At 71.3% G+C, this 22,048-nt stretch carries 21 protein-coding genes; 18 read left to right on the top strand and 3 right to left on the bottom strand.

All coding sequences use genetic code 11. The features are described 5' to 3' along the window. Window positions 1-71: 71 nt before the first annotated feature. From rpsD to aroB, 9 genes are all read left to right on the top strand, one after another. Window positions 72-701 (top strand): 30S ribosomal protein S4, encoded by a 630-nt coding sequence (rpsD, locus tag BLT44_RS11370; RefSeq protein WP_010156951.1) that lies wholly within the window; start codon window positions 72-74, stop codon window positions 699-701. Between the two features lie 163 nt (window positions 702-864). Continuing rightward, window positions 865-1,083, top strand: coding sequence for a hypothetical protein (locus BLT44_RS11365; RefSeq protein ID WP_010156952.1), 219 nt, complete (start codon window positions 865-867; stop codon window positions 1,081-1,083). Window positions 1,084-1,138: 55 nt separating this feature from the next. Continuing rightward, a complete protein-coding gene (alaS, locus tag BLT44_RS11360) occupies window positions 1,139-3,793 on the top strand; it encodes an alanine--tRNA ligase (RefSeq protein WP_074690225.1) in 2,655 nt (884 codons plus the stop codon). 2 nt (window positions 3,794-3,795) lie between these two features. Beyond that, window positions 3,796-4,293 carry a Holliday junction resolvase RuvX gene (ruvX, locus tag BLT44_RS11355; RefSeq protein WP_010156955.1) on the top strand — a complete coding sequence of 166 codons (498 nt, stop codon included), beginning with the start codon at window positions 3,796-3,798 and terminating at the stop codon, window positions 4,291-4,293. After that, window positions 4,290-5,387, top strand: a complete 1,098-nt coding sequence (gene mltG, locus BLT44_RS11350; RefSeq protein ID WP_010156956.1) for an endolytic transglycosylase MltG — start codon at window positions 4,290-4,292, stop codon at window positions 5,385-5,387. Before ruvX ends, mltG begins: the two co-directional genes overlap by 4 nt. Next, window positions 5,388-6,236, top strand: a complete 849-nt coding sequence (locus BLT44_RS11345; RefSeq protein WP_010156957.1) for a shikimate dehydrogenase family protein — start codon at window positions 5,388-5,390, stop codon at window positions 6,234-6,236. A gap of 32 nt (window positions 6,237-6,268) precedes the next feature. Next, a complete protein-coding gene (gene aroC, locus BLT44_RS11340; protein ID WP_010156958.1) occupies window positions 6,269-7,465 on the top strand; it encodes a chorismate synthase in 1,197 nt (398 codons plus the stop codon). A 13-nt stretch (window positions 7,466-7,478) separates the two neighbouring features. Further along, window positions 7,479-8,213: a shikimate kinase gene (locus BLT44_RS11335; protein WP_040504975.1), complete on the top strand. Its 735-nt coding sequence runs from the start codon at window positions 7,479-7,481 to the stop codon at window positions 8,211-8,213. Continuing rightward, the gene (gene aroB / locus BLT44_RS11330; protein WP_010156960.1) at window positions 8,210-9,292 is read left to right on the top strand and encodes a 3-dehydroquinate synthase; all 1,083 of its coding nucleotides are present in this window, start codon (window positions 8,210-8,212) and stop codon (window positions 9,290-9,292) included. Before BLT44_RS11335 ends, aroB begins: the two co-directional genes overlap by 4 nt. Window positions 9,293-9,382: 90 nt before the next feature. Here the strand turns inward: aroB and BLT44_RS11325 are convergent, their stop codons facing one another. Further along, entirely contained in the window at window positions 9,383-10,846 is a 1,464-nt protein-coding gene (locus BLT44_RS11325) for an AAA family ATPase (RefSeq protein ID WP_010156961.1), read from the bottom strand. Between the two features lie 98 nt (window positions 10,847-10,944). Here BLT44_RS11325 and BLT44_RS11320 point away from each other — a divergent pair, with 98 nt between their 5' ends. Further along, window positions 10,945-12,921 (top strand): vWA domain-containing protein, encoded by a 1,977-nt coding sequence (locus BLT44_RS11320; protein ID WP_074690224.1) that lies wholly within the window; start codon window positions 10,945-10,947, stop codon window positions 12,919-12,921. 229 nt (window positions 12,922-13,150) lie between these two features. Continuing rightward, window positions 13,151-13,966: a hypothetical protein gene (locus tag BLT44_RS11315; RefSeq protein WP_143026049.1), complete on the top strand. Its 816-nt coding sequence runs from the start codon at window positions 13,151-13,153 to the stop codon at window positions 13,964-13,966. A 36-nt stretch (window positions 13,967-14,002) separates the two neighbouring features. Here BLT44_RS11315 and BLT44_RS11310 read toward each other — a convergent pair whose 3' ends face one another. Together BLT44_RS11310 and BLT44_RS11305 are read right to left on the bottom strand one after the other, a co-directional pair. After that, the gene (locus BLT44_RS11310) at window positions 14,003-15,193 is read right to left on the bottom strand and encodes a glycerophosphoryl diester phosphodiesterase membrane domain-containing protein (RefSeq protein ID WP_010156965.1); all 1,191 of its coding nucleotides are present in this window, start codon (window positions 15,191-15,193) and stop codon (window positions 14,003-14,005) included. A 227-nt stretch (window positions 15,194-15,420) separates the two neighbouring features. Further along, window positions 15,421-15,987 carry a thioesterase family protein gene (locus BLT44_RS11305; protein WP_010156966.1) on the bottom strand — a complete coding sequence of 189 codons (567 nt, stop codon included), beginning with the start codon at window positions 15,985-15,987 and terminating at the stop codon, window positions 15,421-15,423. A gap of 130 nt (window positions 15,988-16,117) precedes the next feature. On the opposite strand from BLT44_RS11305, the gene efp reads away from it, so the two are divergent. From efp to carA, 7 genes are all read left to right on the top strand, one after another. Next, the gene (gene efp / locus BLT44_RS11300; protein WP_010156967.1) at window positions 16,118-16,681 is read left to right on the top strand and encodes an elongation factor P; all 564 of its coding nucleotides are present in this window, start codon (window positions 16,118-16,120) and stop codon (window positions 16,679-16,681) included. A 6-nt stretch (window positions 16,682-16,687) separates the two neighbouring features. Continuing rightward, on the top strand, window positions 16,688-17,104 hold the full coding sequence (gene nusB / locus BLT44_RS11295; protein ID WP_010156968.1) for a transcription antitermination factor NusB: 417 nt from the start codon (window positions 16,688-16,690) through the stop codon (window positions 17,102-17,104). A gap of 147 nt (window positions 17,105-17,251) precedes the next feature. Next, window positions 17,252-17,878 (top strand): bifunctional pyr operon transcriptional regulator/uracil phosphoribosyltransferase PyrR, encoded by a 627-nt coding sequence (gene pyrR, locus BLT44_RS11290; RefSeq protein WP_010156969.1) that lies wholly within the window; start codon window positions 17,252-17,254, stop codon window positions 17,876-17,878. After that, complete coding sequence (locus BLT44_RS11285; RefSeq protein WP_010156970.1) at window positions 17,875-18,858, top strand: aspartate carbamoyltransferase catalytic subunit; 984 nt, start codon at window positions 17,875-17,877, stop codon at window positions 18,856-18,858. The genes pyrR and BLT44_RS11285 overlap by 4 nt, the downstream gene beginning before the upstream one ends. Beyond that, on the top strand, window positions 18,855-20,255 hold the full coding sequence (locus tag BLT44_RS11280; RefSeq protein ID WP_010156971.1) for a dihydroorotase: 1,401 nt from the start codon (window positions 18,855-18,857) through the stop codon (window positions 20,253-20,255). Before BLT44_RS11285 ends, BLT44_RS11280 begins: the two co-directional genes overlap by 4 nt. After that, window positions 20,252-20,803 (top strand): PH-like domain-containing protein, encoded by a 552-nt coding sequence (locus BLT44_RS11275; protein WP_010156972.1) that lies wholly within the window; start codon window positions 20,252-20,254, stop codon window positions 20,801-20,803. The genes BLT44_RS11280 and BLT44_RS11275 overlap by 4 nt, the downstream gene beginning before the upstream one ends. 35 nt (window positions 20,804-20,838) lie before the next feature. Continuing rightward, window positions 20,839-22,044 (top strand): glutamine-hydrolyzing carbamoyl-phosphate synthase small subunit, encoded by a 1,206-nt coding sequence (gene carA, locus BLT44_RS11270; RefSeq protein ID WP_176783304.1) that lies wholly within the window; start codon window positions 20,839-20,841, stop codon window positions 22,042-22,044. Window positions 22,045-22,048 lie beyond the last annotated feature (4 nt).

The following is a 22,048-nucleotide window of genomic DNA, read 5'->3' as shown; positions in this document are numbered from 1 at the left end:
GCCTGGCCGAGAGAACCTGAGCGATCCGCATCCGGATCGCCTGCATTCATCAGAAACCCGAAAGGATCCACGTGTCGACTACGTCGCGTACCCGTTCCCAGACCCGCCTGTCGCGCTCGCTCGGCATCGCGCTGACCCCGAAGGCCGCGCGCTACCTCGAGAAGCGCCCCTACGGCCCCGGCCAGCACGGCCGCACCAAGCGCAAGAGCGACAGCGACTACGCCGTCCGACTGCGCGAGAAGCAGCGTCTCCGCGCCCAGTACGGCATCCGCGAGAAGCAGCTCACCATCGCCTTCAAGGAGGCGCGTCGTCAGGACGGCCTGACCGGTGAGAACCTCGTCGAGCTGCTCGAGATGCGTCTCGACGCCCTCGTGCTGCGCGCGGGCTTCGCGCGCACCACGGCGCAGGCTCGCCAGATGGTCGTGCACCGTCACATCCTCGTCGACGGCAAGATCGTCGACCGCCCCTCGTTCCGCGTGAAGCCGGGTCAGCTCATCCACGTGAAGGCCCGCTCCGAGGCGATGGAGCCCTTCCAGGTCGCCGCTGCCGGCGGCCACGCCGAGGTGCTCCCGAACGTTCCGGGCTACCTCGAGGTCGAGCTCGACAAGCTCCAGGCCCGCCTGGTGCGCCGCCCCAAGCGCGTCGAGGTCCCCGTGACCTGCGAAGTGCAGCTCGTCGTCGAGTACTACTCGGGCCGCTAAGCACTCGCACCCGCGAATGGAACGGGGCGCCGGATCGAATCCGGCGCCCCGTTCGTCGTATCCGCCCCGCTCCGCCTGCTCGGGGCCACCCGCTAAGCTTGTCGAGTGCTCGAGCACGCGCGGCCGCGCGGTCGCGCACCGACGCCGACGGGAGGACCGAAACATGGGCAAGCTGTTCTGGCTGATCACCGGAGTCGCGCTGGGATTCGTGGGGGCGCACTTCGTGAACCAGACGACCGAGGGCCGGAGATTCTTCGCCCGCGTCAACCGCGGCATGGACGAGCTGGGACGTGCGTTCGCGTCGGGCTACCGCGAGGGCGACGCCGACGACGAGGATGCGGATGCCGAGGCGCTGAGCGCCGCCATCCGCGAGCGCGGCTGATCCGCAGACCTCCCGCTTCGCACGCAACCGACCGACTTCCACAGAAAGACCCCCGATGCAGACCGCCGAAATCCATCGCCGCTGGCTCGACTTCTTCGAGAAGAAGGGGCACACCGTGGTCCCGTCCGCGTCGCTCGTCAGCGACGACCCGAGCCTCATGTTCACGGTCGCCGGCATGGTGCCCTTCGTGCCCTACCTGAGCGGTCTCGTGCCGGCTCCCTTCGACCGCGCGACGAGCGTGCAGAAGTGCATCCGCACGAACGACATCGAGGAGGTCGGCAAGACCCCGCGTCATGGCACCTTCTTCCAGATGTGCGGCAACTTCTCGTTCGGCGACTACTTCAAAGAGGGCGCGATCCGCTTCGCCTGGGAGCTGCTGACGACGAGCGAGGCCGACGGCGGCCTCGGCTTCGCGCCGGAGGACCTCTGGGTGACGGTGTACGAGGAGGACGAGGAGGCGATCGCGCTGTGGCGCGAGCACTCGACCCTCCCCGACGAGCGCATCCAGCGGCTCGGCAAGGACACGAACTACTGGTCGACGGGCCAGCCGGGCCCCGCGGGCCCCTGCTCCGAGATCTTCTACGACCTCGGCCCGGAGTACGGCGTCGACGGCGGTCCGGCGACCGACGACGACCGCTACGTCGAGATCTGGAACCTGGTCTTCATGCAGTACGAGGTCGCCGACGTGCGGTCGAAGACCGACTTCACCATTCTGGGCGAGCTGCCCCGCAAGAACATCGACACGGGCATGGGCCTGGAGCGCGTCGCGTTCATCAAGCAGGGCGTGCAGAACATGTACGAGATCGATCAGGTGCGCCCGGTGCTCGATCGCGCGGCCGAGATCGCGGGCAAGACGTACGGCGCGGATCACGCCGACGACGTGCGGCTGAGAGTCATCGCCGATCACGTGCGCAGCGGCCTCATGCTCATCGCCGACGGCGTGACCCCGTCGAACGAGGGGCGCGGCTACATTCTGCGGCGCCTGCTTCGCCGCGTCACGCTGTCGATGCGCCTGCTCGGCGTGGAGGGGCCCTGCTTCGCCGAGCTCTTCCCCGTCTCGCGCGACGCCATGCGGGCGGCGTACCCGGCCGTCGCCGAGGACTTCGCATTCATCGAGCGCGCCGCGTACGCGGAGGAGAAGACCTTCCTGCGCACCCTCGCCTCCGGCATTCAGATCCTCGACTCGGCGGTCGACGCCGCGAAGTCGGCGAATGCTGCGGTGCCGGGCGACACCGCCTTCCTGCTGCACGACACCCACGGATTCCCGATCGAGCTCACGCTCGAGATCGCGGAGGAGGCCGGCGTGCCCGTCGACGCCGAGGTCTTCACATCGCTGATGCAGGAGCAGCGCGATCGTGCGAAGGCCGACGCGAAGGCGAAGAAGGGCCAGCGCGCCGATCTGTCGATCTACAAGGAGCTGCGCGGGCTGGGCGAGACCCTCTTCACCGGGTACGACGAGCTCGTGCACGAGGGCCGGGTGCTCGGGATCGTGGTCGACGGCGCCCCGGTTCGCGAGGCGCACGAGGGCGATATCGCCGAACTCGTGCTCTCCGAGACCTCGCTGTTCGCCGAGTCCGGGGGACAGGACGCCGATCAGGGGCGGATCATCGGCGACGGCTTCGAAGCCGAGGTGCTCGATGTGCAGAAGCCCGTCGCCGGGCTGATCGTGCACACCGTCCGCGTGGTCATCGGCACGATCGGCATCGATGCGCGGGCGGAGACCCGAGTCGATGCCGATTACCGGCGCGGTGCGACGCAGGCGCACTCGGGCACCCACATCGTGCACGCGGCGCTGCGCGACGTCATCGGCCAGAGCGCGCACCAGACCGGTTCGTACAACAAGGCCGGGTACCTGCGCCTCGACTTCGCGCACACCGAGGCCCTGTCGGCGGAGACGAAGAGCGAGATCGAGGAGATCTCGAACCTCGCGATCCGCTCCGATTACGATGTGGTGACCCGCGAGATGCCCCTCGACGAAGCCAAGGCGCTCGGGGCGATGGCGCTCTTCGGCGAGAAGTACGGCGACCGCGTGCGCGTGGTCGACATCGGAGGCCCCTGGTCGCGCGAGCTCTGCGCCGGAACGCACGTGACGAGTTCGGCCGAGATCGGCATGATCAACCTCATCTCCGAGAGTTCGGTCGGTTCCACCAACCGGCGCGTGGAGTCGCTGGTCGGCATCGAGGCGTTCCGCAACTTCGCCGCGGAGCGCGCGATCGTGCAGCAGCTCACCGGGGGCCTCAAGGTGCCCCGCGGAGAGCTCGTCACCAAGGTGCAGGATCTGGGCGCGCAGCTGCGCGCCGCCGAGAAGAAGATCGCGGCGCTCGAGGCGGAGAAGCTGCGCGAGCGAGTTCCGCAGCTGCTCGCGGGAGCGGAGCAGCTCGGCGGGGTGCGCGCGGTGCTCGCGTCGCTCGGCGCGGTGGGCTCGGCGGACGACATCCGCTCCCTCGCGCTCACCGTTCGCGAGCAGCTCGGCTCGCAGCCCGGCGTCGTGGTGCTCGCGGGTGAGGCGGGCGGCAAGCCCGTGGTCATCGCTGCGACCACGCCCGCGGGCCGCGAGGCCGGTGCCCGGGCCGGCGCCCTGGTGCGCACCGGGGCGCAGATCCTCGGCGGAGGCGGCGGCGGCAAGGACGACCTCGCGCAGGGCGGCGGAACCGACGCCGCGCAGATCGACGCGGCGCTCGCCGAGATCCGCCGTTCCCTGGGCGGCTGAGCGTGCGCACCGGTGTACGCATCGGCGTCGACGTGGGCAAGGCCCGAATCGGCGTGGCGCAGAGCGACCCGCACGGCATGCTCGCGACGCCCGTGGAGACGGTTCCCCGCGCCGCGAGCGGCGATGCCGACCTCGTGCGGATCGCCGCGATCGCAGCCGAGCTCGGCGCGTTCGAAGCGGTGGTCGGGCTGCCGCTCAACCTGCGCGGTGAGCGCACCCCGTCGACGGAGGATGCGGAGCGGTTCGCGCACGCGCTCGCCGCGCATCCCGCTGCAGCCGACATCGCGGTGCGCCTCGTCGACGAGCGGCTCTCGACCGTGTCGGCGCAGGGTCAGCTGCGGGCTGCGGGCAAGCGCACGAAGCAGAGCAGATCCATCATCGATCAGGCCGCGGCGGTCGTGATCCTGCAGCACGCCCTCGATATCGAGCGATCGACCGGTGCGGTGCCGGGTCACGCGGTAGAGGCGACAACGACGGTGACCGAGGAGGCCACGGAGTGAACGCACGCACGCGCGAGGATCGGCGACGGACGGGCAGGCGGATCCTCATCTCGCTGCTCGTCGCGGTACTGCTGCTCGGGGGTCTCGCCGGCGCCGGCGCCTATCTCTGGTCGCACTACGGCGACGGCATCTCGCAGGCGCTCGGCTGGACGTCGAACGACTACGAGGGCGAGGGCACGGGCGAGGTCGTCGTGGTCATCACCGAGGGCGAGATCGGCGAGGACATCGCCGCGTCGCTCGAAGAGGCCGGCGTGGTGAAGACCGCGGAGGCGTTCTACAGCCTGCTGCTCGAACAGCCCGAGGAGGTCGCCTTCCTGCCCGGCTCCTACCGCGTCAAGTCGCAGATGAGCGCCCAGGCGGCGCTCGACGCGCTGGAGAACCCCGAGAACCGCATGGCGTTCACCGCGATCATCCCGGAGGGCAACACCGTCGAGAAGACGCTCGAACTCGTCTCCGCCGGTGCGAGCATTCCGCTGGAGGAGCTCCAGGCGGCCGCAGCGGACGTGAGCGCCTACGGCCTGCCCGCCGGAGTCGACTCCCTCGAGGGGTGGCTGTTCCCCGCCACCTACGAATTCGAGGAGGACACGACGGGGGCCGAGGCGATCGCCAAGATGGTCGACACGCAGATCCAAGTGCTCGACGAGATGGGCGTCGCACCGGAGTCGCGCGAGGAGGTGCTCACGAAGGCGTCCATCGTGCAGCGCGAGGGCGGCCGCATCGAGGACTTCCCGAAGGTCGCGCGCGTGATCGAGAACCGGCTGGCGGAGGGAATGCTGCTGCAGATGGACTCGACGGCGCAGTACGGCTACGGTCAGCACGCCGACGGCAGCGTGTGGTCGACGGACGAGGCCCTCGCCGATGACAACCCCTGGAACACGTACGTCAACAAGGGGCTGCCGAAGGGTCCGATCGCGAACCCGGGCCGGGACGCCATCTCGGCGGTGCTGAACCCTCCGGCGGGCGACTGGGTCTACTTCGTCGCCGTGAACCTCGAGACGGGGGAGTCGGTCTTCTCGACGACGCAGGAGGAGCACGAGGCCGCTATCGGGCAGTTCCGCGAGTGGTGCGCCGCGAATCCCGATCAGGGCTGCTGAGTGACCGCGAGACTCGCGGTGCTCGGGTTCCCGATCGCCCACTCACGATCGCCGCGCATCCACGCGGCGGCCTACCGCGAGCTCGGGCTCGACTGGCACTACTCCGCGGTGCGATGCGGCGAGGAGGGTCTCGCCCCGTTCCTGCAGGGCCGCGGCGCCGAGTGGCGCGGCTTCTCGGTCACGATGCCGCTCAAGGTCGAGGCGCACCGGATCGCCGGCGAGCTCGACGCGGTCGCCGCTGAGAGCGGCGTCGTGAACACGCTGCTGCGCCGGGGCGACGGCGGTTGGTTCGGGGCGAACACCGACGTGCCCGGATTGTCCGCGGCGATCGCACGCGCCCGCCTCGACGTGCGGTGCACCGTGGTGCTCGGCTCCGGCGCCACGGCGGTGTCGGCGATCCTCGCGGCGCGCCGGCTCGGCGCGGAGCGCATCACCCTGCTCGCTCGCAACGCGGATGCCGGGCGGACGCTCGTCGATCGCTTCACGGGGACGCGAGCCGCGCCCGACGCCGCGCCGATGGAGCTCGTGTACGGCGGCGACGGGACGGAGCCCCCGAGCGAGCCCGACGCGCGCACGCTGGTGATCTCCGCCCTGCCCGGACCCGCGGCCGCCCGCGTCCCGCTCCCGCAGGGCCTCACCGGCACCCCGCTCTTCGACGTCGCCTACGATCCGTGGCCCTCGCCCCTCGCGGCGCGATGGCGCGAAGCCGGCGGTGAGGCGCACCCGGGCACGGAGATGCTCGTGGAGCAGGCCCTCGTGCAGGTGCGCATCTTCGTGCACGGCGATCCGACCCGACCGCTCGACGACGACGAGGCGGCGGTGCGCAGCGCAATGCGCCGCGCTGTCTGACGCAGGCGGCCGGGTGTGGGAGGATAGCGGGTATGCTGCGTTGGCTGACCGCCGGAGAATCTCACGGCCCCGAACTGATCGCTGTTCTCGAGGGGCTGCCTGCCGGCGTCCCGGTATCGCTCGACGGGATCCGCGCGGATCTCGCGCGCCGCAAGCTGGGGTACGGCCGCGGCTCGCGCATGAAGTTCGAGCAGGATGAGCTGAACCTCTCGGGGGGAGTGGTGCAGGGCGTGTCCATCGGCGGCCCCGTCGCGATCCGCATCGGCAACACGGAGTGGCCGAAGTGGACCGAGGTGATGTCGGCCGAGGCGACCGAACTCTCGGAGAAGTCCCGCGGACGCGGGGCGCCGCTCACCCGCCCGCGGCCCGGGCACGCCGATCTCGCCGGAATGCAGAAGTACGGCTTCGACGAGGCCCGCCCCGTGCTCGAACGGGCGAGCGCGCGCGAGACCGCCGCGCGCGTCGCGCTCGGCGCCGTCGCCCGCGCCTTCCTCGCAGAGCTCGGCATCAGGCTCGTCAGCCACACCATCTCGATGGGCGACGTGCAGGTTCCCGCAGGTTACGCCCTGCCCCGGCCCGACGACGTCGATGCGCTCGACGCGGACCCGCTGCGCTGCTTCGACGCCGAGACCAGCGCCCGCATGGTCGCCGAGGTCGACGACACGAAGAAGTCGGGCGACACGCTCGGCGGCATCGTCGAGGTGCTCGCGTACGGCCTCCCGCCCGGGCTCGGCTCCTACGTGCACTGGGATCGACGACTGGATTCGCGGCTCGCCGGAGCGCTCATGGGCATTCAGGCGATCAAGGGGGTCGAGGTCGGCGATGGATTCGAGACGACGCGACGCCGTGGATCGGCGGCGCACGACGAATTGCATCTCGACTCGGGCCGGATCGCGCGCGAGACGTCTCGCGCGGGAGGCATCGAGGGCGGGATGACGACGGGTCAGGTGCTCCGGGTGCGCGCGGGCATGAAGCCGATCGCGACCGTGCCGCACGCGCTGCCGACCGTCGACATCGCGACCGGCGAGGAGTCGAAGGCGCATCACCAGCGCAGCGACGTCTCGGCGGTGCCCGCCGCCGGCGTCGTGGCCGAAGCGATGACCGCGCTCGTGCTCGCAGACGCGGTCACCGAGAAGTTCGGCGGAGACAGCGTCTCCGAGACCCGTCGCAACCTCGAGGCGTACATCGCGGCGATTCCGGAGCGCCTGTCGACCGTCATCGAGTCGTGAGGCGGCGCAGACGATGAGCGGTCACCGCAGGGTGGCCCGGGATGCGGGGCCGCCGGAGCACAAGCCGAAGCCGTCGCCCCCGACCAGCCCGCTGCAGGTGATCCCGACCGTCGCGGAAGAGCCCCTCGAGTCTCCGTCGAAGGGCGCGAAGGCCGCACGGTCGAAGCGCAGACGGCGGCGCCGCCGGCCGGGCGCGCAGCTCCCCGATCGCGCCATCGTGTTCGTCGGGCCCATGGCCGCGGGGAAGACGAGCCTCGGCAAGCGGGTCGCCCGCGAGCTCGGCGTGCCGTTCGTCGACACCGACGCCGTCATCGTGCGCCGGCACGGGCCGATCAACGACTTCTTCGCGTCGCAGGGCGAAGCGGAGTTCCGACGGGTCGAGGCCGAGGTCATCGCCGAGGAGCTCGGCGCCGAGGGGTGCCGCATCGTCGCACTCGGCGGCGGCGCCGTGCTCACGGAGTCGACCCGCGCGCTCCTGGCCCGGCATCCGGTCGTGCTGCTCATGACGACGCAGGAGGCGGTGCTGCGCACGGCGAACCTCGCGCGTCGACCGCTGCTGCGCGACGACCCCCAGGCATGGGGCCGCATTCTGCAGGAGCGCAGGCCTCTGTACGAGGCCGTCGCAGACGTCACGTACCGCACCGACCGTGCGACCCAAGAACAGCTCGTCCGTCGCGTCGCCCAGTGGGCCCGCAACGGCGGACGCCATCAGCGCACCGCCCGTCGGGGCGAGAAGGAGCAGTCATGACCGATGCAGCGACGGAGATCGCGATCACGGGGGAGACCTCGTACACGGTGACCATCGGCCGCGGCGTGCTCGATCGCGTGCCGGAGGCGCTCGGCGATCGCGTGGCGAAGGTGCTGATCGTCCACACGCCCACGGTCGGCAAGTTCGCGAACGACCTGCGCGAGCAGTTGCAGGAGCGGTACACCCAGGTGCTGCTCGCCGAGGTGCCCGACGCCGAGTCCGCGAAGCGCGTCGAGGTCGCGGCGTTCTGCTGGCAGATCCTCGGCCAGTCGGATTTCACGCGCACCGACGCCGTGATCGGCCTCGGCGGCGGGGCGGTCACCGACCTCGCCGGGTTCGTCGCGGCGACCTGGCTCCGCGGCGTGCGACTCGTGCAGATCCCCACGACGGTGCTCGGCATGGTCGACGCTTCGGTCGGCGGCAAGACGGGAATCAACACGAGCGAGGGCAAGAACCTCGTCGGCAGCTTCTACGCCCCCGCCGCGGTCATCTGCGACCTCGACCTGCTCGAGACGCTGCCGCGCAACGAGATTCTCGCGGGCTTCGCCGAGGTCGCTAAGTGCGGATTCATCGCTGAGCCCGAGATCCTCGACATCCTCGAACGCGATGTGGATCGCGCCACCGATCCGACGACCCCCGAGTTCCAGCGCGTGGTCGAGCTGGCGGTCGGCGTGAAGGCGCGGGTCGTCTCCGAGGACTTCCGGGAGGGCGGAGTGCGCGAGATCCTGAACTACGGGCACACCCTGGGCCACGCCATCGAGCACGCCGAGCGCTACCAGTGGCGACACGGCGTCGCGATCTCGATCGGCATGATGTACGCGGCGGAGCTCGGCCGGCTCGCCGGCGCACTCTCGGATGAGGCCGTGGATCGGCACCGCCGGATCCTCACCTCGCTGACGCTCCCGCTCGCGTACCCGGCAGGGCGGTGGCCGGGGCTCCTCGCGACGATGCAGCGCGACAAGAAGGCGCGCGCCGGGATGCTGCGCTTCATCGTGCTCGACGAGATCGGCAAGCCCCGCGTGCTCGCGGGCGTCGACGAGTCGATGCTGCAGTTCGCCTATCAGGAGATCGCGAGCTAGGAGCCCGCTGGCCGGCGGATCGCGCGTGCGGCGGTACGCGCGGGCGTCGGTACAGCAGCCGGGCCGCCGCGGGGCACGCGACGGCCCGCGTCAGCGGATCCGGAACCCCTGGCCCTCCAGAATGAGCGCGAGCACGCGCCGGTCCTCGCGGTGCATCACACCCTCGACGAAGCGGGAGAACGCGCGATCGAGCCCGATCTCGCCGGCGCTCCCCGCGACCTTCTGCAGGATCGCTACGAGGGTGCGCGGTGCGATGACGGACTCCTCGAGGCCGGGCCGCCCGTCGATCTCCCGCTCCGCACTCACGTAATCCGAGAAGCCCGCCCCGTGCTCGCCCGCGAACACCTGCTGGCTGATGAACGCCGCGCGCGCCGCGCGGATCAGCGCGTCGGACGGCAGATGCTCGGGGAGCGCGCCGTGACGATCGGCCACCGCCGCGACCGCGAGCAGGCCGTTCTCCGCGGGGAACGCCGCGTAATCGCAGCCGGTGTCGGGGTAGTGCACCCGGTACGCGTTCGCCCCGAAGCGGTTCACCAGCTCGGCGCTCAGACGATCGAGCCCCCGGTAGCGGTGAGGGGTCTGCTCGTTGGCTGTGGCGAGGATCGCGAATCCGGCCGCGATGGTGACGGGCCGCCCCGCATCCTCCTGCACGTTCAGGGTGTCTCCCGGCCGCAACTGCAGAATGCGATTGAGGCGCTTCAAGAACTCGGGCGGCATCGCGTTCACCTCATCGAGGATCACCGGTCGGCCCTCGCGCATGGCGCGCAGCAGCGGCCCCGGCGTGAACACGCTCACCGTCGCGCCGTTCTCGGCGCGCAGCTCGTGAGTGCCGACGACCTGCGCGCTCGTGATGTCGCCGTACCCGGAGATCAGTTCGGGCTCCCGGCCGAGCACGACGCGGCCGAGGTGCTCGGCCAGCGCGGTCTTCGCCCCGCCGGTCTCGCCGACGAGCAGCACCGGGTCGCCCCGGCGCAGCGCCGGGCCAGCCTCCGCGATGATGCCCCGCATCTGCTCGGTCTGCAGCAGCCCCTCCCGCAACTCGCGTCGCGCGTCTCGGATACGCAGCGTGCCCAGCGCCTCGAGTACGGTGTCCCGGCGCTCGACGCTGTCGATCGCCGACTGCCAGGAGTCTTCGGGCCGTCGAGCCCGCAGCTCGCGCACCCGCTCCGATTCCGTTCCCGTCAGCTCGCGCCCGCCGCGCACCGCGCGCGCCACGATCGCATCCGCGACGGCGCGGTCGCGACGCGCTTCCGTCTCCGCACGGCGCGCGGCGATGGCGATGCGCAGGGACGCGGCGCGGGACTGCAGCGCCGCATCGATCACTCGGCGGTGCGCCGGGTCGTCGATCAAGGCGCCGAGGCGCTGCGAGACGCGAGCGAGGTCTCGGGCGTGCGATCGGGCGGCGCCGTCTGCGACGTCGGTGCCCGTATCAGCGCGGGCTTCGGCGCGGGTCTCCGCGCGGGCGTCGATCGCCATGGCGCGGCGGATGCGATGCGTCTCCGCGCGCAGCGCGGCGGCCTCTCCGAGCACGGGGTCTGAGTCGACGGGCAGCATGGCGTCACGCTACCACGCGGCACGAAAGGGCGCTGAGCGGCCCGGAGAGGCGCCGGGCGGCCCGGATAGGCGCCGGGCGGCCCGGATAGGGTGAGGGCATGACGGAGACGGGCGACGCGCGACGGGCGCAGCTGCGCGCACGCGTCGAGGCGACCGGCGCGATCCTCGGCATCCCCGTGCGCGTGACCGACGACGACGCATGGGAGCTCACGGAAGCCGGGCTGCGCGTGGGGCTCGGGTGGTACGGGGTGCGCGGGCACCCGGAGCCCGAGGCGATCGCGCTCGCGCTGCTGCATCTCTGGGAGGGGCCGCGCAACGCCCGCGTCGAGCGCGCACGTGCGCGTCGACGCGAGTCGTTCGCGCGGGTGCGCCCCGAGGCGGCGCCCCTCTTCGACGCCGTGTATCGCGTGCAGTCGACGCTCGAGCTGCTCAGCGCCATGCCGGGCCTCCGCCCGGCGCTCCGCGCCGCGCAGCAGCGCAGCATCCCGAGCGACGTGTCGGCCTGGCCGCGGCACCTGCAGTGGGTGGCTGTGATCGTGCACGCGGGTCTCGCCGGAGCCGCTGACGCCGGTTCGCCGCTCGTCGGCACCGTTCCCGAGGTGCACTCGGAGTGGCACGGACTGCTCGATCCGGTCTCGGACGAGGGAGCGGGCGGGCCCGATGCGGAGGCCGACGGATCGCTCGGTGTGTTCCGACGCGTTCTGGGTCCCGATCCGACTCGCGCGGCGGTGCGCCGGTACGAGCGCGCGGTCGCCTGGCTGCTTCCCGCCTACGACCGGTTGGCGGCGCGTGACGCGCTCGACCGCGGGCTCGACGCCGGCGGGGGCGGCGCCGACCCGGCGGGGGGCGACGCCGATGCATTCAGCGAGCTGGCGTCGAGTCGGGGCGCTTCGGGCGACTCCGATGCCGCCGGGGACGACGACTCGGGCGGCGAGGCTGAGACCTCCGATGGGGGCGACGCGAACGCCGAGTCGGATGACGAGCGCGCGCGGGCCGGAGACGGCCGCGAGACGGCCGAGGGCGCCGACCTCTTCGCCGCGCAGCAGGCGGGATTCATGGACCGCGTGCTCGCGACCCCGATGCCCGGCGGCGGACGCACCGATTCGAGCGCCCCGCTGCCCGAAGACGTCTCGGCGGGGTCCGAGGGGAACCCCCCGGACCCCGCCGAGGGTGCGGGCGGCGGTACCGGCGGCGGCGCCGCCCGCACCGATCTCGCCGACTACCTGAGACGCGCCGCGGAGCTCGCCGACGCGATCGAGCGCATGCGCGCGGTCTGGGCGCGCGTGATCGTCGAGCGCGCCGCACCGCGCCGGGTGGCGAGCGCGCGCCCGAGCGCTGCCGGCGACGACCTCGCCGCCGAATCGCTCGCGCAGGCCGTCGCGGAATCGCTGGCCGGCGTTCCGCGCCCGCGCGCCTTCCGCGACCGCGCCCTGCGCATGCGGCGCACCCGAAGATCGGGAAGCACCGACTACGTGCTGCTCGTCGACCGATCCGCCTCGATGCAGGGCGCGGCGGCCGAGGCGGCGGCCGATGCGATGCTCATCATGACCGAGGCGCTCGCCGGAGCGGCCCGCGACGTCGAGGCCGCCGAGCGGGCGAGCGGAGCGCCGCTCGAACTCGACATCCGCACCGCGCTCATCGTCTTCGACTCGGCGGTCGACGCGGTGAAGCCGCTCTCCGCGGGCCTCGACGACCAGGTGCGGCGCGCGGTGCACGGCGCGATCCGCTCCCCGCGGGGGTCTACGAACGACGGCGCGGCGCTCCGGGCGGCGGCGCTTGAGCTCGGCGTGATCGCCGCCGACGGAGCGTCGACCGTGCCACGGGCGGACGGCGGGCTCGCGCGCAGACGGGTGGTGATCCTCGTCAGCGACGGCGGCTCGAACGACCCCGTGGCGGCGGAGCATGCGCTGCGGCGACTGCGGCGGAGCGGCGTGGAGGTGCACGGCATCGGGATCGGGACGGCCGACCTCGCCGACCGATACGCGCCGCAGGGGCGCACCCTGCGCGACGCCCGCGCGCTGCCCGAGATGCTCCACGGTCTGCTGCTCGACGACGTCGAGCGGACGATCCGATAGCGTGAGGGTGGACGGTCGCAGGCGGCTCGGGCCGGCCGTCTCAGCGGTCGACAGCGGTCGGCGGCGGTCGGCGGCGATGACGAGGGCGGGGGAAGCGGTGTCGGGAGATCCGAGGTCGAGAGATGCGGCTGCCGGAGATGCAGCTGCGAGAGATGCGGTGTCGAGAGATGCGGTGGCGTGGGGTGGCGAAGCGTCGAGCCACGGGGCGTGGCGCGGCGATCGGGGGCGTGTGAGCGCGCGGCTCGAACTCATTCGCGCGCTGTTCCCCGATCTCGCGAGTGATCTCGACGCAGCTGCTGCGCGCCATGCGGCGCCCGGAGCTGCGGCGTCGCTGGACGACCGTCTCGACGCCGCGGCGGCGCGCCTGCTGCCGCAGGCCGCCTTCGCCGACATCGACGACCGGGGTGCCAGGAGCCGGGTGGAGCGCAGCTTCGCCGCTGCCCGCGCGGCGTGCGCCTGGATGTCCGTGGACCCGCCCGAGCCCGAGGCGTTCGCCGCCGCCGGCGTCGATTTCGCACGGCTCGGTGCGGAGCTGGCGTCAGACCCGTCGTTGACCGCAGTGCCGGCGCCCTTCGGGTGCGGCGCCGACGTTTGGCGAGCGGCCGTCGCCGCGGCGACCGATGCATCGCCGGACGCCGTGCGGGAGACGCACGGCGCATATGCTCTCGTGCTCGCATCCGAGGCCGAGCACGAATTCGGCGTGCTCGATGCGGCTCCGGCCGGGGCGCCCGTCGCGACCTCGTCGGGGGTCCCGTGGACCCTGCGGCTGATTCCCGCCGGAGTGCGCCCGCCGGTGCTGGGCCTCGGGTTCGCGCACGGGCCGCACGTCACGCTGCCCGAGATGCTCATGCTGCAGCTGATGCTGCTCGCGGAGGGGGAGCAGCCCGTCGACTCGGCGAGCTTCACCTGGCTCGCGGGTGCACTCGCCGACGGGCGTCTCGCGGCGCGCCACGTGTACGACGAGAGCGAGCGGACCATTCGGATCACCTGCCGGGAGATCGGCAACCAGGGCCCGCACCTCGGCGCGCGCACCCCGCGCGGCTGACTTGTTGCGGGCGAGCAGTTTTGGTGGCGGATCGCGTCAACTCGACGTGGTCGTGTGGGAGCCGGGATCCGGGCGTGGAGCAGCCGACGCGGCTCCCGGCGGGGCGAATGCTTCGGGCGGCGACACGAAGGGATCGGGCAGCGCGTACGACGCGAAGCCCGCGTCGCGCGCGGCCGCGTAGCCGTTCAGCGATCCCGCGAGCCACCCGTCTCGCATGCGCGCATCGACGGTGAGCAGTCCGGTCGCGTTGGCCGTGACGGCGACGGAGATGGCCGCGAGGAATGCCTGGACCACGGGGAACACGAGCACGAGCGTCCAATGCTCGAAGGGTCCGAACACTTCGAAGTAGACGGCCCCCATCACGGCAGCGGCGGCGAAGATGCACACGATGAGCGCGAGCAGCGAGACGATCATGTGCGCAGAGCCGAGCGCGAAGAACACGCCGAAGACGCGCCAGCCCCTTCCACGGGTCAACCTACAATACTCGCGAATCGCCGCTCCGAGGCGCATGCGGTCGAGCACGATGACTGCCGGGGTGAGGGCCACTCGGATCGAAAGCCAGACCACGGGGATGCAGATCAGCGCCAGCAGGATCACGAGGCCGGGCCACACCGCGGAGGGCGCGGAGGAGCTGGACGCGTCTCCGGAGAAGACCACCGTTGCGAGAAGGAACAGGAACACGAGCACAACCGCCACGATGGCGACCACCACTCCTGCGCCGGCGAGGATGAGCACCCAGAGGATCAAGCCGCCGCACACTTCGCGCAGCCCGGAGAAGATGGTGGAGTTCGACGCGCGATTGCCGAGCACGGCCTCTCGGAAGCTCATGAGTACGTAGGCCTGAGCGACCGTGGGGACGACCAGCGAGAGCACCAGCTCGACCATCGTTACGACGAACGAGAGGAGCAGGAGCGACAGGTGCTCGGGCCTGTACTCGGCGTGCTCTGCAGCGACCAGCGCGAGCTGCGAGGCGACGGCAGCCGTCCCGCTGATGAGGAATGGGATCAGCACGCCTGCGATCAGCACCCGTCGAGGATTGGAGGCGAGGAGGCCGAACGATCGGCCGATGATCTGCCACGCGCCCATCGGCGCGAAGCGAGCCGGCGCGGGAGGCGCGGCGTCCGCGATGGCCTGCGGCGTGGAGGAGGAGCTCCATTCCGCGCCCTCCGACATCGGGGGAGCGGAGTCGTCGTTTTGCTGCGCAGCGTGAAAGTCGGGGTCGGCCATCTCATACACCTTCTCGTTCGGCCACCCCCCGCGCACACCCTACACCAACTCGTACGCTCGGTTCATTCTTGCGGTCTCAACGTGCCGTTCCGGGTGAGCAGTTTCTGCGATCGGACGGGCGCCGCTCAGCAGATAGTGCTCACCCGCGGGGAAGGGGGGAGGGAGCCGGAGGGGTTCGGGAGGAGCGGGGGAGAGCGCGGCGAGCGGAGGGCTCGGAAGAACGCGGATCACTCCCACTCGCTGAACGCGTCGACGCGCGTCGAGGGGAGGCGCGTCGAGCGGCCCCACGCGAGCACGTCGTCGGGCACCACGAGCGCGCTCGGGTCGGCGCCGCTCTTCTCGATGATCTCGGCCACGGGAACGACGCCGCCCGATCGGCGCAGAATGCGGGCGCGCACGACGGCTCGGGCGTGCAGATCGGGTCGGCGCTGCCCGTCGGGGCGCACGAACCGCTGCTCCATGTAGACGGCCTGGTCGTCGAACCCGAGGATGCGCGACTCGATCCAGAACCGCTGCCAGGGGTTCAACGACTTGCGATACGAGATCGTCTGCCCGACGACGACCGGGTACCAGCGCTCGCGCGCGAAGAGCTCCCACACGCCGTTGCGCTGGATGAGGTCGAACCGCGCGACGTCCATGATCGACAGGTACTTGCCGTTGTTCATGTGCCGCAGAATGTCGAGGTCGGTGGGCCAGACGCGGAAGCGGGATCGGGAGACGCCCTCGAACCCCAGCTTCGGGCCCCGACGGCCGACGAACCACTGGTGCCAGAGCGTGCGGAAGAGCATGTGCATGGGGGAGAGCCTAGGGGGATCGCCGCATGCGGCGGCGGCCGTTGTGCCGAACCTGCAAAACACCCGCCGTGTATGCTGGTGCGGCGCGTATTCGGCGCCCGAACATTACAGAATCCTGGAGAACCACTGCATGGCCAGCACGAATGACATCAAGAACGGCACCGTCATCAAGGAGAACGGCCAGCTCTGGAGCGTGGTGGAGTTTCAGCACGTGAAGCCGGGCAAGGGCGGCGCCTTCGTCCGCACGAAGCAGAAGAACGTCGTCTCGGGCAAGATCATCGACAAGACCTACAACGCGGGCGCGAAGATCGAGACCGCCAACGTCGATCGTCGCGACTACCAGTACCTCTACCAGGACGGCGCGGACTTCGTCTTCATGGACCAGTCCGACTACGACCAGCTGACCGTCTCCGGCGCTGTGGTGGGCGACGCGGCGAAGTTCATGCTCGAGAACCTCCAGGTGCAGATCGCCCTCCACGAGGGCGAGCCGCTCTACCTGGAGCTCCCCGCATCGGTGGTGCTCGAGGTGACCTACACCGAGCCGGGCCTGCAGGGCGACCGCTCGACCGGCGGCACGAAGCCCGCCACCGTCGAGACCGGCGCCGAGATCCAGGTTCCGCTCTTCCTCGAGACCGGCACGAAGGTCAAGGTCGACACCCGCACGGGTGACTACCTCGGCCGCGTCAACGATTAATCCTCGGTGTCGGCACGAACCAAGGCGCGCAAGCGCGCCCTCGACATGCTGTACCAGGCGGATCTCCGCGAGGTCCCGATCGCGACGATCGTGAACTCCGAGGCGCAGCGCGCCTCGAGCGAACCCGACCGCGCCGCGTCCTGGCTGTACGCGCGGGAGATCGTCGACGGGGTCACGGATCACCGCGACCGCATCGACGAGCTCATCATGAGCTACGCGCAGGGCTGGACGCTCGAGCGCATGCCCCACGTGGATCGAGCGCTGCTGCGTCTCGCCTCCTGGGAGATCCTGTTCAACGAGGAGGTGCCCGCCGCCGTCGCGATCGACGAGGCGGTGGAGCTCGCCAAGGAGTACTCGACCGATGATTCGGGCCGCTTCGTCAACGGCGTGCTGGGCAAGATCGCGGATCACGCCAGCGCGTGACGTTCCCCGGGCGTCGCGGCGGGTCGGTGGGACCCGCCGCGCGCGCCGGGGCTCGCGCACGGCGCGAGCGCCGCATGCGATAGACTGGAGCGGTTGCAAGCTTTTCTTTTAATTCCGTCCCGTGAGGCGGGGAAGGGGGGCTCGGTTATGGGAACGCGAACAGTACTCGAACGTGCTGAGATCTCGCGCGCGCTGACCCGAATCTCGCACGAAATCATCGAAGCGAACAAGGGTGTCGACGGCCTCGTGCTCGTGGGCATTCCGACCCGAGGCAGTCTGCTGGCCCGTCGCATCGGCGACATCATCTCGCGCATCGAAGGCCGCGAGGTGCCCGTGGGCAGCCTCGACGTCACCATGTATCGCGACGACCTCGCCCAGCATCCGACGCGTGCGCCGCAGCCCACCGACATGCCCGCCTCGGGCATCGACGGCGCGACCGTGGTGCTCGTCGACGACGTGCTCTACTCGGGCCGCACGGTGCGAGCCGCGCTCGACGCGCTGAACGATCACGGCAGGCCGCAGGCGGTGCGCCTGGCCGCGCTCATCGATCGGGGCCACCGCGAGCTGCCCATCCGCGCCGACTACATCGGCAAGAATCTGCCGAGCGCGAAGCACGAGCGCATCGCGGTGCGTCTGGAGGAGCACGACGGCGCCGACGAGGTCACGATCACCTCGGAGCACGGCGACGCGGGCGACGGGCGACGGAGCACGTCCGCCCACGACGACGCGCACGCGAGCGCAGAGCCGGGCGCGAGCACGGAGCCCATCGCATGAGACACCTGCTCGACACGCGCAGCCTCTCGCGCGACGAGGCGATCCTCATCCTCGACACCGCCGAGGAGATGGCGGCGACGCAGCAGCGCGAGATCAAGAAGCTGCCGACCCTGCGCGGCAAGACGGTCGTCAATCTCTTCTTCGAGGACTCGACGCGCACCCGCATCTCGTTCGAGGCGGCGGCGAAGCGCCTGAGCGCCGACGTCATCAACTTCAGCGCCAAGGGATCCTCGGTGTCGAAGGGCGAGTCGCTGAAAGACACGGCGCAGACCCTGCAGGCGATCGGCGCAGATGGCGTCGTGATCCGGCACCCCGCGTCGGGCGCTCCGGCGAAGCTCGCCGCGAGCAACTGGATCGACGCGGGCGTGCTGAACGCGGGCGACGGCACCCACGAGCACCCCACGCAGGCGCTGCTCGACGCGTTCACGATGCGTCGCCGGCTCTTCGGCGGGTCGGGGAGCGCCGGGCAGAGCGGCGATGCGAGTCGCGGCCGCGACCTCGACGGCGTGTCGGTGGTCATCGTGGGGGACATCGCGCACTCGCGCGTCGCCCGCTCGAATCTCTGGCTGCTGAACGCGCTGGGCGCGCATGTGACCTTCGTCGCTCCCGAGACGCTGCTGCCGTACGGGGCGCGAACCTGGCCGGTGACGGTGCATCACTCGTTCGACGCCGCGCTCCGCGAGGAGCAGCCGGACGTCGTCATGATGCTCCGCATCCAGAGCGAGCGCATGCACGCCGCCTTCTTCCCGAACGAGCGCGAGTACGCGCGCGTCTGGGGTCTCGACGGGGCGCGACTGGCCGGCCTGGGGGATCGCGCGATCGTGATGCATCCCGGCCCGATGAACCGCGGGCTCGAGATCTCCTCGGGCGCTGCCGACTCCGATCGCTCGACCGTGCTCGAGCAGGTCGCGAACGGCGTCTCGGTGCGAATGTCGGCACTCTATCTTCTACTGTCGGGCGAGCGAACGGAGCAGGCATGACGAACACGACGACCACGAACGGGCTCCTCATCCGCGGGGCCCGGCTCGCCGCTGCGCTGACCGAGCGCGGCCAGCAGGTGGCGGACGCCGCGGCGGTCGACCTGCGCATCGCTTACGGCGTCGTCGTCGAGCGCGCGACGCAGGCGGCGGGCGGGTTGGAGCCGCGCGACGGGGAGCGGATCATCGAGGGCGACGGCCTCGTCGCGATGACCGGGCTCGTCGACCTGCACACGCACCTGCGCGAGCCGGGCTTCGAGCAGTCGGAGACGGTGCTCACCGGCACGCGGGCCGCCGCTGCTGGCGGGTTCACGAGCGTGTTCGCGATGGCGAACACGCTGCCCGTGCAGGATACGGCCGGTGTGGTGGAGCAGGTGCAGGCCCTCGGCGATGCCGCAGGCTACGCGACCGTGCGGCCCATCGGGGCGGTCACGGAGGATCTTGCGGGCGAGCGCCTCAGCGAGATCGGCGCGATGGCGGAGTCGCGGGCGGCGGTGCGCGTCTTCTCGGACGACGGCAAGTGCGTGCACGACGCCCTGCTCATGCGCCGGGCGCTCGAGTACGTGAAGACCTTCGACGGCGTCATCGCCCAGCACGCTCAGGATCCGCGGCTCACCGAGGGCGCGCAGATGAACGAGGGCGCACTGTCGAGCGAGCTCGGCCTGAAGGGCTGGCCCGCAGTGGCCGAGGAGTCGATCATCGCCCGCGACGTGCTCCTCGCCGAGCACGTCGGCGCCCGACTGCACATCTGCCACCTGTCGACCGCGGGCTCCGTCGAGGTGATCCGCTGGGCGAAGGCTCGCGGGGTGCAGGTGACGGCGGAGGTCACCCCGCACCACCTGATCCTCACCGAGGAGCTCGCGCGCACGTACGACCCGCGGTTCAAGGTGAACCCGCCGCTGCGCCGGGAGGACGATGTGCGCGCGCTGCGGGCCGCGGTCGCGGAGGGCGTCATCGACATCATCGCGACCGACCACGCGCCGCACCCGGTGGAGGCGAAGGACTGCGAGTGGGATGCGGCGGCGTTCGGCATGGTCGGTCTCGAATCGGCGCTGCCCATCGCGCTGCTCACCCTCGTGCAGGAGGGGCACGCCAGCTGGTCGGAGCTCGAGGCGCTGCTCTCGCAGCGCCCGGCCGAGATCGGCCGCCTCGCGGGGCACCCGACGGCGATCGAGGCCGGTCAGCCAGCCGATCTCGTGCTCGTCGATCCGACGGGCACGAGCACGTTCTCGACCGACCGGCTGCGCGGCCGCAGCGCGAACTCGCCGTTCCTCGGCATGGAGCTGCCGGGCCGCGTGGCGTACACCGTGCGACGCGGGTTCCTGACGGTGGACGACGGCGAGCTGGTCGCCCCCGAGACCGTCGCGGCGTCTGCGCGGAGCACGGGAGGCGAGCGATGACCCGCACCGCCTTCGCGCTCGTCATGGTCGCCATCGCCGCCGTCGTGCTGCTCGCGATGTGGATCGGCTGGCGCGGCCGGGCACGGCGCCACAGCGCCTTCGCGGAGCACGGCGACGCGCTCGTCGGCGCCGTGGTCGCCGCCTTCCCGCGCGTCGGCTACGTGTCGACGACGCGCATCGGCGCCCCCCTCGACCGCCTGTCGATCCCCGGCCTGCAGTTCAAGGGCTTCGCCGATGTCACGCTGCGCGCCGACGGCGCGACGATCGCCGTCACCGGCGAACCCGAGATCCACCTGCCCGTCGACCGGCTGCTCGGCACCGACGTCGCGAGCCGACGGGTGGGCAAGGCGGTCGAGCGCGACGGCCTCTCCGTGCTGCAGTGGCGGGCCGCCGACGGCTCGGCAGTCGAGTCGAGCTTCAGGTTCTCCCTCCCCGCCGATCAGCTGCGGTTCGCCGACGCGGTCGCGCAGATCATCCCCGCCGGAGCGGCGCACGCCCCCGGCCCCCAGACCCATTCCACTCCCCACACCACCCAGGAGGATGCGTGACTACGAACCCGACCGAAGAGACGGCGAACGACGCCGTGGCGCCGCAGGGCGTCACCGCGCCCCCGGCCTCCGCTGTGCCCGCGGGCCGTGCGGTGCTGGTGCTCGAAGACGGACGACGATACGTAGGGCGCGCATACGGGGCGACCGGCCGAACGCTCGGCGAGGTCGTCTTCTCGACGGGCATGACGGGCTACCAGGAGACCCTGACCGATCCGTCGTACGCCGGTCAGATCGTGCTCATGACCGCCCCGCACATCGGCAACACCGGTGCGAACGCCGACGACATGGAGTCGCGCAAGATCTGGGTGGCGGGCTTCATCGTGCGCGACCCCGCGCGCCGCGTATCGAACTTCCGCGCCCAGCGCTCCCTCGACGAGGACCTCGTGGAGGACGGCGTGGTCGGCATCTCCGGCGTCGACACGCGTGCGATCACCCGCCACATCCGCTCCGCCGGAGCGATGCGCGCCGGCGTGTTCTCGGGCGCCGACTTCGAGCTCTCCGACGAGGAGCAGCTCGCCCTCGTGCGCGCGCAGGAGCCGATGGCCGGGAAGAACCTGTCGGAACTCGTGACGACGCCGGAGCGCTACGACGTGCCGGCCGCCGAGGGCGTCGAGCGCGTCGGCTCGATCGCCGTGCTCGATCTGGGCATCAAGCGCGCGACGGTGCACTACCTGTCGGAGCACGGGTTCGACGTCATCGTGCTGCCCGCGTCGACCCCGCTCGACGAGATCCGCGCCATCGCCCCCGATGCGCTCTTCTACTCGAACGGCCCCGGCGATCCGGCGGCGAGCGACCTGCAGGTCGACGTGCTCCGCGAGCTGCTGCGCGACGGGGTGCCCTACTTCGGCATCTGCTTCGGCAACCAGCTGCTCGGCCGCGCGCTCGGCTTCGGCACCTACAAGCTGCCCTTCGGGCACCGCGGCATCAACCAGCCGGTGCTCGACAAGCGCACGGGCCGCGTCGAGATCACCGCGCAGAACCACGGCTTCGCCGTCGACGCGCCGATCGAGGGCGAGATCGACGCCCCCGAGGGGTTCGGCCGCGTGCAGGTGAGCCACTTCAGCCTGAACGACCAGGTGGTCGAAGGGCTTGAGTGCCTCGACATCCCGGCGTTCTCGGTGCAGTACCACCCGGAGGCGGCCGCAGGGCCGCACGACGCGTTCTATCTCTTCAACCGTTTCCGCGAGCTGGTCTCGAACCGCTCCACCCGTTCGACCGGCGCACACGCCCAGGAGGCCTGACCCG

This window comes from Leucobacter chromiiresistens (genome assembly GCF_900102345.1).
GTDB classification, from domain to species: domain Bacteria; phylum Actinomycetota; class Actinomycetes; order Actinomycetales; family Microbacteriaceae; genus Leucobacter; species Leucobacter chromiiresistens.
This window is presented reverse-complemented; position numbering and strand designations above follow the sequence as displayed.